This is a genomic window from Mycobacterium noviomagense (genome assembly GCF_010731635.1).
GTDB classification, from domain to species: domain Bacteria; phylum Actinomycetota; class Actinomycetes; order Mycobacteriales; family Mycobacteriaceae; genus Mycobacterium; species Mycobacterium noviomagense.
This window is the reverse complement of sequence record NZ_AP022583.1, coordinates 214,381-227,711: the sequence shown is the minus strand read 5'-3', so window position 1 is coordinate 227,711 and position 13,331 is coordinate 214,381. Positions and strand designations below refer to the sequence as shown.

12 protein-coding genes and 2 tRNA genes are annotated in these 13,331 nt (G+C 64.3%); 11 read left to right on the top strand and 3 right to left on the bottom strand.

Translation table 11 applies throughout. The features are described 5' to 3' along the window. Positions 1 to 46: 46 nt before the first annotated feature. Together G6N15_RS00875 and G6N15_RS00870 are read left to right on the top strand one after the other, a co-directional pair. Positions 47 to 397 carry a hypothetical protein gene (locus G6N15_RS00875; RefSeq protein ID WP_083084606.1) on the top strand — a complete coding sequence of 117 codons (351 nt, stop codon included), beginning with the start codon at positions 47 to 49 and terminating at the stop codon, positions 395 to 397. 195 nt (positions 398 to 592) lie between these two features. After that, complete coding sequence (locus tag G6N15_RS00870; protein WP_163747882.1) at positions 593 to 817, top strand: hypothetical protein; 225 nt, start codon at positions 593 to 595, stop codon at positions 815 to 817. On the opposite strand, the gene G6N15_RS00865 is transcribed toward G6N15_RS00870, so the two are convergent. Together G6N15_RS00865 and G6N15_RS00860 are read right to left on the bottom strand one after the other, a co-directional pair. Beyond that, entirely contained in the window at positions 787 to 1,971 is a 1,185-nt protein-coding gene (locus G6N15_RS00865) for a serine hydrolase domain-containing protein (RefSeq protein ID WP_083084312.1), read from the bottom strand. The genes G6N15_RS00870 and G6N15_RS00865 overlap by 31 nt on opposite strands. Before the next feature lie 53 nt (positions 1,972 to 2,024). Next, a tRNA-Gly gene (locus tag G6N15_RS00860) sits at positions 2,025 to 2,095 on the bottom strand. Between the two features lie 125 nt (positions 2,096 to 2,220). On the opposite strand from G6N15_RS00860, the gene G6N15_RS00855 reads away from it, so the two are divergent. The 4 genes from G6N15_RS00855 (at position 2,221) to clpP2 (ending at position 5,137) form a co-directional block, all read left to right on the top strand. After that, positions 2,221 to 2,297, top strand: a tRNA-Pro gene (locus tag G6N15_RS00855). A gap of 55 nt (positions 2,298 to 2,352) precedes the next feature. Next, positions 2,353 to 3,765, top strand: coding sequence for a trigger factor (gene tig / locus G6N15_RS00850; RefSeq protein WP_083084314.1), 1,413 nt, complete (start codon positions 2,353 to 2,355; stop codon positions 3,763 to 3,765). A 155-nt stretch (positions 3,766 to 3,920) separates the two neighbouring features. Then, complete coding sequence (locus G6N15_RS00845; protein ID WP_139797678.1) at positions 3,921 to 4,505, top strand: ATP-dependent Clp protease proteolytic subunit; 585 nt, start codon at positions 3,921 to 3,923, stop codon at positions 4,503 to 4,505. Further along, positions 4,502 to 5,137 (top strand): ATP-dependent CLP protease proteolytic subunit ClpP2, encoded by a 636-nt coding sequence (gene clpP2, locus G6N15_RS00840; protein ID WP_083084318.1) that lies wholly within the window; start codon positions 4,502 to 4,504, stop codon positions 5,135 to 5,137. The genes G6N15_RS00845 and clpP2 overlap by 4 nt, the downstream gene beginning before the upstream one ends. Positions 5,138 to 5,177: 40 nt before the next feature. Here clpP2 and mmuM read toward each other — a convergent pair whose 3' ends face one another. Then, complete coding sequence (gene mmuM, locus G6N15_RS00835; RefSeq protein ID WP_083084321.1) at positions 5,178 to 6,065, bottom strand: homocysteine S-methyltransferase; 888 nt, start codon at positions 6,063 to 6,065, stop codon at positions 5,178 to 5,180. 253 nt (positions 6,066 to 6,318) lie between these two features. Here mmuM and clpX point away from each other — a divergent pair, with 253 nt between their 5' ends. The 5 genes from clpX (at position 6,319) to G6N15_RS00810 (ending at position 13,315) form a co-directional block, all read left to right on the top strand. Beyond that, positions 6,319 to 7,602, top strand: coding sequence for an ATP-dependent Clp protease ATP-binding subunit ClpX (gene clpX / locus G6N15_RS00830; protein ID WP_083084323.1), 1,284 nt, complete (start codon positions 6,319 to 6,321; stop codon positions 7,600 to 7,602). 304 nt (positions 7,603 to 7,906) lie between these two features. Continuing rightward, positions 7,907 to 9,865: a 2-oxoacid:acceptor oxidoreductase subunit alpha gene (locus G6N15_RS00825; protein WP_083084326.1), complete on the top strand. Its 1,959-nt coding sequence runs from the start codon at positions 7,907 to 7,909 to the stop codon at positions 9,863 to 9,865. Then, positions 9,862 to 10,950: a 2-oxoacid:ferredoxin oxidoreductase subunit beta gene (locus tag G6N15_RS00820; RefSeq protein WP_083084328.1), complete on the top strand. Its 1,089-nt coding sequence runs from the start codon at positions 9,862 to 9,864 to the stop codon at positions 10,948 to 10,950. The genes G6N15_RS00825 and G6N15_RS00820 overlap by 4 nt, the downstream gene beginning before the upstream one ends. Position 10,951: 1 nt before the next feature. After that, positions 10,952 to 11,596, top strand: coding sequence for a molybdenum cofactor guanylyltransferase (gene mobA / locus G6N15_RS00815; RefSeq protein ID WP_083084331.1), 645 nt, complete (start codon positions 10,952 to 10,954; stop codon positions 11,594 to 11,596). A gap of 1,155 nt (positions 11,597 to 12,751) precedes the next feature. Next, positions 12,752 to 13,315: a transglycosylase family protein gene (locus tag G6N15_RS00810; RefSeq protein ID WP_083084332.1), complete on the top strand. Its 564-nt coding sequence runs from the start codon at positions 12,752 to 12,754 to the stop codon at positions 13,313 to 13,315. Positions 13,316 to 13,331 lie beyond the last annotated feature (16 nt).

Genomic DNA, 13,331 nt, shown 5'->3' with positions numbered 1-13,331 from the left:
TATGGCGAAAATCACTGTTGCCCAAGAGCTTTCCGGCCAGGTCGGCATGGTATTGGTGAAACGTGAAGAAATACACGCGATTGCCGCAACAACAGCCGTTATGGCCGCCGGCTTAGGGCTGGTCGGTTTGGGCGCAGCAACCGGTGCCCAAGCCCAGCCTCGCCCGTTGCCTGACTACCACTGGTGCCCGGGCCAGTTCTGGGATCCAGGCTGGGGTCCCAACTGGGACTGGGGCAACTGCCACGACGACCATCACCGAGACATCGACGGACCCGACCACGGCCGTGATTACTGGGGTGGTCCCGGCGACAACCGGGGACCTGACGATCGCGGACCTGGCGACTGGCACCCAGGCCCCGGTGGACCTGACGACCACGGGCCCGGCCCCGGACGCTAACCCCTAACACCTACCCGGGCCGGACGGCTGCCTCACTGTGCTTCCGAGGGGCGGGTACGCGTTCGGGTATGAGGAAAACAACGCGGTTTGCAGCAGTGACGATCATGACCGCCGGTTTGGGCCTTAGTGGGCTCGGCGTGGCGAGCGGTATTCAAGCCCAAACGCCGTTCCCGAGCTACCCGTGCAACCCTGGCGATGACTGGAACCCCGGCAACGGGCCGTATTGCAATAACCCAGGGCCCGGACCCAATGGCCCGGGCGGTTACAACAATGGAGGCGGCGTCGGCGGCCCCGGCGGCCAGGGTGACAACGGTGCTGGTGGCCGTCAAACCGGCGGCGGACACGACGGCGGCGGCGGTGGCGGCGGACATTAGCGCCGCCGAATTCGCTCAGCCGTTTCTGACACCCAAGGCCGTGTAGACCTCGTCGCTCAAGGCGACACTGCGCGGATCGGCGTTGGCTTTGGTGGCGTCGTAGCGATTCATGACATACGCGTAGCCGATCCGGTACTCCAGGTCGACGAACGCGAATGACCCGCCCAGGCCGCCGTGCCCGAAAATCCCCGGGTTGGGTCCGTTGAGACAGCGCTGGTTGAGCATGTATCCCAGGCCCCACCCGTGGTCGGCGACCCGAGGGCCCAGCACCAGATCAGTTTCGAAGCCGCCCTGGCACACCCGCACGAGTTCCATGTGGCGGCGGGTCAGCAGCTTCTCTTCGGCCAGCGCGTTGTAAAAGGTCGCCATGCCGAGCGCCGACACCTGCGCATTGTTGGCGGGGAACTCCAGTTCGCGCCACAGCATCAGGTCGTTGGAGCCCAGTTCGTCATCGGGCGCGAAGCCCATTCCGACGGCCAACCCGGCTTTGGGGTGTTCGTCGAGTGAGGAAGGGCACGTCGGTGCCTGGGCGGACGCCAGGATTTCGCGGATGTGCGGCTTGTTCACCGGATCCGCACACCGGTGATGTTCGCTGGCGGGCAGGCCGATGTGGACGTCAATACCCAGCGGCTCCGCGATCTCGTTGCGCAGGTACTGACCAACCGTGGTGCCGGTGATTCGACGGAACACCTCGCCGAGGATGAAGCCAAAGGTGAACATGTGGTAGCCCTGCGCGGTATTGGGCTTCCACCACGGCTCGCCGGCGGCCAGCCGGTCGCACACCAAATTCCAGTCGGCCATCTGCTGCCACGGCACGGGCTTGCGCGGCCCAATGACGCCCGATCGGTGGTTCATCACCATCGCGACGGTGATGTCTTCCTTACCTGCCTGGCCAAATTCCGGCCAGTAGCGGGCGACCGGTGCGTTCAGGTCGATCTCACCGCGCTCAGCAAGCTGGTGCACACACGTGCTCGTCAGGCCTTTGGTGCCGGACAACACGGTGGCCAACGTGTCTTCATGCCATGGCCGCGTACCGGCGGCATCGGCCGAACCGCCCCACAAGTTGACGACCAGGTCGCCGTCCACCCAAACCGCGATGGCGGCTCCGACCTCGTTGCGCTGGGCAAAGTTCTGCTCGAACGCGTCACGTACCCGCTCGAAGCGCGGCGCGCACGTTCCGCGAATGTCGACGTCGGCCATCTGCTTGATCGACGTCCTCCTCAGCTTTATCGGCTATCGGGAGCCCGGGTCCGAGCGGGCGACGGGAATCGAACCCGCGTCGCTAGTTTGGAAGACTAGGGCTCTACCATTGAGCTACGCCCGCAGAAAATTCTCGAGCGCGACTGTACGTCGGGGCAGACATCAAATCCAAATGAGTCCGTCCCGTGACTTCGCTGTGAGGCAGCTGCCGGGACGGCGGAGTCGCGCCGTAGGATCGCGAGGTCAGCGCGGGGTGTAGCGCAGCTTGGTAGCGCATCCGCTTTGGGAGCGGAAGGCCGTGGGTTCAAATCCCGCCACCCCGACCAGCCCAGCCCGCATCCATGAGCCACCAGCCACGAATCGACACCGAGGAGCACAGCAGTGAAAAGCACCGTTGAGCAGTTGAGCCCCACCCGGGTTCGGATCAATGTGGAGGTGCCTTTCACTGAGCTCGAACCGGATTTCGAACGGGCCTACAAGGAGCTGGCCAAACAGGTTCGGCTGCCGGGTTTCCGTCCCGGCAAGGCGCCAGCCAAGCTGCTCGAAGCGCGTATCGGACGCGAAGCGATGCTCGATCAAGTCGTCAACGAGGCGCTGCCCAGCCGCTACGGGCAGGCGGTGACGGAGACGGATGTCCGCCCGCTGGGCCAGCCCGAGATCGAGGTGACCAAGAAGGAATACGGCAAGGACCTGGTTTTCACCGCCGAGGTCGACGTTCGCCCGGAGATCACGCTTCCAGACTTGAGCTCGCTGAAAATCACGGTGGACCCGGTAGAAGTCACCGACGAGGATGTCGAGTCCGAGCTGCAGTCGCTGCGCTCCCGCTTCGGCACCCTGACCCCGGTTGAGCGGCCCGCCGCCAACGGGGACATTGTTTCCATCGACCTGTCCGCCAGCGTCGATGGTGAGGAAGTCCCGGAAGCGACGACCGAAGGCCTGACCCACGAAGTCGGTTCCGGCCAGCTCGTCGATGGTCTCGACGAGGCGATCATCGGCCTGTCCGCCGGCGAGTCGCGGGTGTTCACCACCAAGCTGGCCAACGGACCGCACGCCGGCAAGGAGGCTCAGGTCACCGTTACGGTCGGCTCGGTCAAGGAACGTGAGCTGCCTGAGCTCGACGACGAATTCGCCCAATTGGCAAGCGAATTCGACACTATCGAAGAGTTGCGCGCCAACGTCGTCGAGCAAGTCCGCCGGGTCAAGCAAATCCAGCAGGCCGAAAAGATTCGCAACGCCACACTCGACACCCTGGTGGAGCAGGTGGACATCCCGCTGCCGGAGGCGATCGTGCAGGCGCACGTCGATGAGACCCTGCACAATGCGCTTCACGGCCTCGATCACGACGAGGCCCGGTTCGCTGAAGCGCTGGCCGAGCAGGGCTCCTCGCGCGAAGAGTTCGACACCGACGCCCGCTCCGCGGCCGAGAAGACCGTCAAGACTCAATTACTGCTCGACGCCTTGGCAGATGAGCTCGACATCCAGGTAAGCCAGGACGACATCACCGAACGCCTGGTGATGATGTCTCGGCAGTACGGTGTCGAGCCGCAGCAGCTGTTGTCCTTCCTGCAGCAGAACAACCAACTGCCGGCCATGTTCGCCGACGTACGGCGTGGGCTGACGCTGGCCGCGGTGGTCGAAGCGGCAACGGTCACCGATACCGATGACAACGTCGTCGACACCAGTGAGTTCTTCGGCAGGCGCGCGTCGCAGGCTCCGGAGGCTCACGAAACCGATGAGGCTGAAGACACCGACGAGGCCGGTGAGTCCGAAGCGGCCGCAGCCGACGAGGCTTAACCGCATGTGTCTGCACCTTGGGGTAGTGAAGTGTCCGGCGTCACCGCGCCACGCTGTGAGCGAACGCGCCCACTTCGGGGAGTGCATCGCGGCGCTGGTTGGTTAGTGTCGGTGCAGACGCAACTCGAGAAAGCAGGTATTCCGTCGTGACAGACATGCGTTCGAATGCGCTGGGTCTCAACCTCACCGATTCGATCTATGAGCGTTTGCTCGCCGAGCGCATCATCTTCCTGGGCTCGGAGGTCAACGACGACGTCGCCAACCGGCTCTGCGCACAGATTCTGCTGCTGGCGGCTGAAGACTCGGGCAAGGACATCTCGCTGTACATCAACTCCCCGGGCGGGTCGATCAGCGCCGGCATGGCCATCTACGACACCATGGTCTTAGCGCCCTGCGACATCGCGACCTACGCGATGGGTATGGCCGCATCGATGGGCCAGTTCCTGCTCGCCGCGGGCACCAAGGGCAAGCGCTATGCGTTGCCGCATGCTCGGATCCTGATGCACCAGCCGCTCGGCGGTGTGACCGGCAGCGCCGCCGACATCGCCATCCAGGCCGAGCAGTTCGCGCTTATCAAAAAGGAGATGTTTCGGCTCAACGCGGAATTCACCGGTCAGCCCGTCGAACGCATCGTGGCTGACTCTGACCGCGACCGCTGGTTCACCGCCCCGGAAGCCCTGGACTACGGCTTTGTCGACCACATCATCACCAACGCCCCAGTCAACGGAGCACCATCATGAATCCCGAAATCCAGCCGCAGGCCCGCTACATCCTGCCGTCGTTCATTGAGCACTCCAGTTGGGGCGTCAAAGAATCCAACCCCTACAACAAGCTGTTCGAAGAACGCATCATCTTCCTCGGCGTGCAGGTCGACGACGCGTCGGCCAACGACATCATGGCCCAGTTACTGGTGCTCGAGTCGTTGGATCCCGACCGCGACATCACGATGTACATCAATTCCCCCGGCGGCGGGTTCACCTCACTGATGGCGATCTACGACACCATGCAGTACGTGCGCGCCGACATCCAGACGGTGTGTTTGGGACAGGCGGCCTCGGCCGCGGCGGTGTTGCTGGCCGCCGGAACGCCGGGCAAGCGGATGGCGCTGCCCAACGCGCGGGTGCTGATCCACCAGCCGTCGTTGGCCGGTGTGATCCAGGGTCAGTTCTCCGATCTGGAGATCCAGGCCGCCGAGATCGAGCGGATGCGCACGCTGATGGAAGTCACGCTGGCCCGCCATACGGGCAAGCCCGCCGACGTGATCCGCAAGGACACCGACCGCGACAAGATCCTGACCGCCGAAGAGGCCAAGGACTACGGGATCATCGACACCGTGCTGGAGTACCGCAAGCTTTCTGCGCAGACCGTCTAGCCGCGACGAGCAGACGCAAACGCCCCAAAAATCGCGTTGTTTAGGGTGCTTTTGCGACTGCTCGCGCTACCGAGGCGATGTCGGCCGGCCGAACTCGACAGCACCCGCCGATCACGCGTGCTCCCGCCGACACCCATTGCGTCGCCAGCGCGGCCGAGAATTGTGAACGCCCGACCCATGCTCGCCGCGCGGTGTCCCAGCGCTCTCCGCTGTTGGGGTAGACGATCACCGGCTTGTCGGTCTGCCGGGCTGCCGCGATCGCCGGCCGCACATCGTCGGGCGCACAGCAGTTGACGCCGACCGCGATGATCTGCGGAACCCCGGCAACCACCCCGAACGCCTCGGCAAGTGGTTGCCCCGCACGGGTGCGAGTTCCTTCGATGGTGTAGCTGAGCCAGGCCGGGACCGCTAGGCGCCGCACCAAATTCACCAGCGCTTCGGCCTCATCGACGTCGGGCACCGTTTCCAGCGCAAGCACGTCGGCGCCCGCCTCGGCCAGCACTTCCAGCCGTGGCCAATGCCACCTCTGCAACGCAGCAACACTGAGGCCGTAGCGGCCGCGATACTCCGACCCGTCGGCGAGCGCCGCGCCGTACGGTCCGACCGAGGCGGCCACCCATCCCGCGCCGACCTGATTGCGCGCGATAGCGGCAAGCTCGACGCTGCGCCGCAGCAGCCGGACGGCGTCGTCGCGTCCGATCCCGCGAGCGGCGAAGCCCTCGAACGACGCCTGATAGCTCGCCGTGGTGGCGATGCTGGCGCCGGCGCGAAAGTAGTCAGCATGCACCGCGATGATCTCCTCCGGCGCGTCGACGAGCAGCCTCGCCGACCACAATGCGTCGGAAAGGTCATGGCCGCGCGCCTCGAGCTCGGTGGCCAGCCCGCCATCGCCGATCAAGACGGTATCGTCGGGCACGGCGAATCCCACGGACTCAACTGTAGGGTCGGTGGACGCGCCGCCTCTCGGTCGAGTAACAGCCGCGACACGCCAGGGACACGTCAGCGCGTTCCGGGCTGCCAGGCGCCGAATAACGGGATATGTTCGCAGCAGAACAAGCACGAATACCACCGACGCTATTCGCCGCTATCGGTCGCGTCGTGCCCGAGCAAGCGGGTAGCGTCGGGAAATACACGCGGCACTGTACGACGGACGGCGAACAGGAAGTAGGCACTGACGCACCATGGCGCGCATCGGAGACGGCGGTGACTTGCTGAAGTGCTCCTTCTGCGGAAAGAGCCAAAAACAAGTCAAAAAGCTCATTGCGGGGCCCGGGGTCTACATCTGCGATGAGTGCATCGATCTCTGTAACGAGATCATCGAAGAAGAACTCGCCGACGCCGACGACGTCAAACTCGACGAACTGCCGAAGCCGGCTGAGATCCGCGAATTCCTCGAGAGCTACGTCATCGGCCAAGACAACGCCAAGCGGACACTGGCCGTCGCCGTCTACAACCACTACAAGCGCATCCAGGCCGGCGAAAAAGGCCGCGACTCACGCTCCGGTGAGCCGGTCGAGCTGACCAAGTCCAACATCTTGATGCTCGGTCCCACCGGCTGCGGCAAAACGTACCTGGCCCAGACGCTGGCCAAGATGCTCAACGTGCCGTTCGCCATCGCCGACGCCACCGCGCTCACCGAGGCGGGCTACGTCGGCGAAGACGTGGAAAACATTCTGCTCAAGCTCATCCAAGCCGCCGACTACGACGTCAAGCGCGCCGAAACCGGGATCATCTACATCGACGAGGTCGACAAGATCGCGCGCAAGAGCGAGAACCCGTCGATCACCCGAGACGTGTCCGGTGAAGGCGTGCAGCAGGCGCTGCTGAAGATTCTCGAGGGCACCCAGGCGTCGGTCCCGCCGCAGGGCGGCCGCAAGCACCCGCATCAGGAGTTCATCCAGATCGACACCACCAACGTGTTGTTCATCGTGGCGGGCGCCTTCGCCGGGTTGGAAAAGATCGTCGCCGACCGGGTCGGCAAACGCGGACTGGGCTTTGGAGCCGAAGTGCGGTCCAAGGCCGAGATCGACACCACCGACCACTTCGCCGAGGTCATGCCCGAAGACCTGATCAAGTACGGCCTGATCCCGGAATTCATCGGCCGGCTACCGGTTATCGCTTCGGTGACCAACCTCGACATGGATTCTCTGGTCAAGATCTTGTCCCAGCCCAAGAACGCCCTCGTCAAGCAGTACACACGGCTGTTCGAGATGGACGGCGTGGAGCTGGAGTTCACCCAGGATGCGCTTGAGGCGATCGCCGAGCAGGCGATTCACCGCGGCACGGGCGCTCGCGGCCTGCGGGCGATCATGGAAGAGGTCCTGCTGCCGGTGATGTACGACATCCCCAGCCGCGACGACGTCGCCAAAGTTGTGGTCACCAAGGAGACCGTGCAAGACAACGTGCTGCCGACGATCGTGCCGCGCAAGCCGTCGCGTACGGAGCGCCGCGACAAGAGCGCCTAACTCAGTGACTGAGTGCTAGCTAACGTTACCGGCGCGTAAGTAAAGTTCTTAGAGTTGGGGTGCCAGCAAAAGTGACCAACACCACAGTTTTGCCTACCCGGCGTGGTGTCCGTGGCTATGACCTTGGTGTTTGATTGCATAGCGGTGGCGCGTTACGCCGCGTCGGCGTCAATGAATGCTTAAGAGCAGTGCCATAATCGGTACTGCCGGTGACATAAAAATTGGGCGGGTCCACTCCGACGGCGGATACTGGAAGTCGTAACGCAGAGTGGCCGTGCGGAGAACAGCAACGGAAGGCGGAGACGTGGGTCCGAACGGCGACGGAGCCGGTTCAGAATCTCATATCGCTGAGACGGCGGCGCCACGGCGGCAGCAGCTGGAAAGAGTCGTCATCCGCTTCGCCGGGGACTCCGGTGACGGCATGCAGCTCACCGGTGACCGATTCACTTCCGAGGCAGCGCTTTTCGGCAACGACCTGGCCACCCAACCGAACTATCCCGCCGAGATCCGTGCACCCGCCGGCACACTGCCCGGCGTCTCGTCCTTCCAGATCCAAATCGCCGACTACGACATCCTCACCGCCGGTGACCGGCCCGACGTGCTTGTGGCCATGAACCCCGCCGCGCTGAAAGCCAACATCGGCGACCTGCCGCGTGGCGGAGTGGTAATCGTGAACACCGACGAGTTCACCAAGCGCAATTTGGCCAAAGTCGGTTATGAAACCAATCCGCTGGACAACGGCGAGCTGTCTGAATACGTCGTGCACTCGGTGCCGATGACCACGCTGACGCTGGGCGCCGTCGAGGCGATTGGCGCGTCGAAAAAGGACGGGCAACGCGCGAAAAACATGTTCGCGCTTGGCCTGCTGTCGTGGATGTACGGCCGGCCGATCGAAACCAGCGAGCGATTCATCAGGGAGAAGTTCGCCCGCAAGCCCGACATCGCTGAGGCCAACGTGCTGGCGCTCAAGGCCGGCTGGAACTACGGCGAAACCACTGAGGCCTTCGGGATCACCTATGACATCTCGCCGGCCAAGCTGCCTGCGGGCGAGTACCGACAGATCTCGGGCAACACGGCTTTGGCCTACGGCATCGTCGCCGCCGGTCAGCTGGCCGGCATCCCGGTGGTGCTCGGCAGCTATCCGATCACGCCGGCGTCGGACATCTTGCACGAGCTGTCCAAGCACAAGAACTTCAACGTGGTCACCTTCCAGGCCGAAGACGAGATTGGTGGCGTCTGCGCGGCGCTGGGCGCGGCCTACGGTGGCGCGCTCGGGGTCACCAGCACGTCGGGACCGGGTCTGTCGCTCAAAGCCGAAGCGATCGGCCTCGGTGTGATGACCGAGCTGCCGCTGCTGGTCGTCGACGTGCAGCGTGCCGGCCCGTCGACCGGTATGCCGACCAAGACCGAGCAGGCCGACCTGATGCAGGCGATGTACGGGCGCAACGGCGAGTCGCCGGTCGCCGTACTTGCGCCGCGGTCACCCTCCGACTGCTTTGAGACCGCCCTGGAGGCGGTGCGCATCGCGGTGTCATATCACACGCCGGTAATCCTGTTGTCCGACGGCGCAATTGCCAACGGCTCAGAGCCGTGGCTGGTCCCGGACGTCAGCACGCTGGAGCCCATCGAGCACGCCTACGCCAAGGCTGGCGAACCCTTCCAGCCGTACGCCCGCGACCCCGAGACCCTGGCCCGCCAGTTCGCGATTCCGGGCACTCCGGGGCTCGAGCACCGCATCGGCGGGCTGGAGTGCGCAAACGGTTCCGGCAACATCTCTTACGACCCCGCAAACCACGACCTGATGGTGCGGTTGCGCCAGGCCAAGATCGACGGGATCCGGGTTCCCGACTTGGAGGTCGACGATCCGACCGGTGACGCTGAGCTGCTGTTGATCGGCTGGGGCAGCACGTACGGTCCAATCGGCGAAGCGTGCCGGCGTGCACGCCGCAGAGGCATCAAGGTCGCGCACGCGCATCTGCGTTATCTCAACCCGTTCCCGGCCAACCTCGGTGAGGTGCTGCGCCGCTACCCGAAGGTGGTGGCGCCCGAGATGAATCTGGGTCAGCTGGCGTTGTTGCTGCGGGCGAAGTACCTGGTCGACATCCAGTCGGTGACCAAGGTTCAGGGTGTCGCGTTCCTGGCCGATGAGGTGAGCCGCATTATCAGCGCCGCGCTGGGCGGGACGCTGGCCGAGATCGAGGAAGACAAAACCACAGTGGCCAGATTGGCAGTGGCGACGGTTGGAGCAGGAGCTGACGCATGACCGACTTGATCGGGGATCTGACGGGCGCGGATCTTTCACTGACGCCGTTGTCCAGAAACACCGGCGTACCCACCACCGATCAGCCGCAAAAGGCTAAAGACTTCACCAGCGACCAGGAGGTCCGCTGGTGCCCGGGCTGCGGCGACTACGTCATCCTCAACACCATTCGTAACTTCCTGCCAGAGCTCAGGCTGCGCCGCGAAAACATCGTCTTCGTCAGCGGGATCGGGTGCTCCAGCAGGTTCCCGTACTACTTGGAGACCTACGGTCTGCATTCGATCCACGGTCGCGCACCGGCCATCGCGACCGGTCTCGCGCTGGCCCGCCCCGACCTGTCGGTGTGGGTGGTCACCGGCGATGGTGATGCGCTGTCGATTGGCGGCAATCACCTGATCCACGCGCTGCGCCGCAACGTCAACCTCACGATCCTGCTGTTCAACAACCGCATCTACGGCCTGACCAAGGGGCAGTACTCGCCGACTTCCGAAGTCGGCAAGGTCACCAAGTCGACCCCGATGGGATCGCTGGACCAGCCGTTCAACCCGGTGTCGCTGGCACTGGGCGCCGAGGCGAGTTTCGTTGCCCGAGCGCTTGATTCGGACCGCAACGGCCTCTCGGAGGTGCTGCGCGCCGCGGCCGAGCACCGAGGATCCGCCCTGGTCGAGATCCTTCAGGACTGCCCGATCTTCAACGACGGTTCGTTCGACGCGCTGCGGAAGGAGGGCGCCGAAGAGCGGGTGATCCATGTCCGGCAGGGCCAGCCGATCACGTTCGGCGCCAACGATGAATACTGCGTGGTGCGCTCCGGGTTCGGGCTCGACGTGGCCAAGACCGCCGACGTCGCCGCCGAGAGCATCGTGGTGCACGATGCGCACACCGAAGACCCCGCCTACGCCTTCGCCCTCTCGCGATTGTCCGACCAGAACCTCGAACATGCCGTGATGGGCATTTTCCGGCAAATCAGCCGGCCGACCTACGACGACGCGGCCCGCGCTCAGGTCAGCGCCGCGAAGAAATCGGCTCCTAGCGACCGCACGGCACTGCAATCCCTGCTGCGCGGGCGCGACACCTGGACCGTCGCCTGACGTGGCGCGAATCTCGACCCAGCCAATCGCGTTGGCGGGGGTGGTATTGGCTGGCGGTGCATCGCGCCGAATGGGCCGAGACAAGGCCACATTGCCGTTGCCCGGTCCGGTTCCCGGATCGACCGCTGCAACGAACGAGCGCCCCGGCACCATCACGATGGTCGAACACGTCGTCGGTGTTGCCGGTCAGCGGTGCAAGCCGGTTTTCGTAGTAGCCGCGCCGGGTCAACGGTTGCCGACGTTGCCGGCCCAGGTGGTGCGCGACGAAGCGCGTGGACTCGGGCCACTGATCGCGACCGGGCGGGGGCTTCGAGCCGCCGCCGAAGCCGGCGCCACCCACGCGTTCGTGTGCGCTGTCGATATGCCACTTCTGACGACCGATCTGATCGACGAGTTGGCCAACCGGGCCGCACAGGTGGACGCCGATGTGGTCTTGCCATGGGATGGCCGCGACCACTACCTGGCCGCGGTCTACCGCACCGAGTTGACCGAGCGCATCGATGCGCTGGTAGCGGCTGGGGAGCGCGCGATGCGCGCGTTGGTCGACAGCGTCGACGCTCAACGGGTCGTGGTGTCGGACTCGCGAGCGCTGGCCAACGTCAATTCGGCTGACGATCTGAACACTCTGCTGCAGCCCAGTCGCTGAGACCTGGCGTCGGCTGCCGGCGTCCGGGCGCGCGTAAAATTCTCTCTAGCAAATTACGTTGTCGGCTGGCAACAAATTCTCTAACGCGTTTCCGTCCTATTCTATTACGTCGTTGGCGCTGTTATTAAACCAATTATCGTCTGCATAATAGAGCCTGAATGTCCCGCAATTCGTGCAGAGATATGGGCCCGGATTCGCTGTCGTGTCAGTGATGTTGGCCTGTAACACCTTGGGCCAGCATCGATTCGAGCGTAGAGCGATCAAATGACAGGAATGCCACGGTTAGTCAAGCTATGCCGAAACAGAATAACTCTGTGGCCCCTGGCTAATTGCGATGCTGGCCGGAGCCAACTCGGCTGGGCCCGAACGACACACCGCTTGGGAGTCGAGCTGTGACGACAGCAGCGGTGGCGTCGTCATCGTGGAGATACCTAGCGAAATCACCTGCCGCACAGTATATTTAGAACACTGCGACACTCCAGAATAGCAACTGGATCTGACTGGCCGGCACTCAGCGTGCTTTCGCTTCGGCTGACGAGGGCCAATGAAATATGCTGGCGCACTGAGCATTACAGCATCAGCATCGGTAGTTCGGTTAACGGCCCACACGCGGCGTTGCTACGGTATGGACGACCAATCAGCTAACTGCTTCCGCAGCAGATCGTCTGCGCGCGCAGCGATCTGCGTGTGAAAGGTCCAGTCAGCGGACAGCAGCTGCTGGAAATCCCGTGTTGCAGCTCACAAAATCCCCGTGATTTGGCTCACGATAGGTTTGGACACCTGCTGCACTGCAACGAACGCGGAAGTCCCGATTGACCTGCGAAGACCGCGAGCTGGCCTCGCCGTGATTGTGCCGTAACTGAACCGAGATAGGGCGTAAGGCGAGATGACGAATGCGGCGAAGTTTCGTACGGTCCCTCTCGGCCCTAAAACAGGGCAAATAAAAATCGAATCCACCGACCGCGTGTGAGCGGGGCTGCGGACGGCAACAGTGTGCCTCCCAGCCGTCGGGCATGAGCCCGCCGGGCGAACCGTGCCCCCGCTGTCGTGCCGGAACCGAGACGGCACTCCCCGAAGCAGCAGTTCCGCCTGAACACAGGCGATCACCCACATTCGTGGGCTTGCTTCGGCGCGCGCAGCGCGAAAGGAACGAGGTTGAAGAACGTCCACAAGACGCTCATCTTTGCGGGGATCGCAGGGTTTCTCGCCGCGGCGCCGACTGCGCCGTTCATCGCGAGCGCCTATGCGGAAGGCGAGGCCTGGGACGCCAACGCGGCCCTCGGCACCGCTCCCGATGGGCTGGTAACCGACGCGGCGGCTGCTGAGGCTCCTGAGGCGCCCGCGCCTGAGGCTCCCGAGGCACCCGCTCCCGAGGCACCTGAGGCCCCTGCGCCCGAGGCTCCTGCCCCGGCTCCGGAGGAGGCTGCTCCTGCGCCCGACGCACCGGCCCCCGCTCCGGAGGCGCCTCCTGCCCCGCCGGTCAGGGCGTACAGCGTCAACTGGGACGCGATCGCGCAGTGTGAGTCCGGCGGGAACTGGTCGATCAACACCGGCAACGGCTTCGCCGGTGGCCTGCAGTTCACGCAGAGCACCTGGTCGGCGAACGGTGGTTCGGGATCCCCGCACAACGCGAGCCGCGAGGAGCAGATGCGGGTGGCCGAGAACGTCCTGCGTACCCAGGGCATAGGCGCTTGGCCGGTCTGCGGCAAACGCGGCTGATCTGACGAGTGCAAGC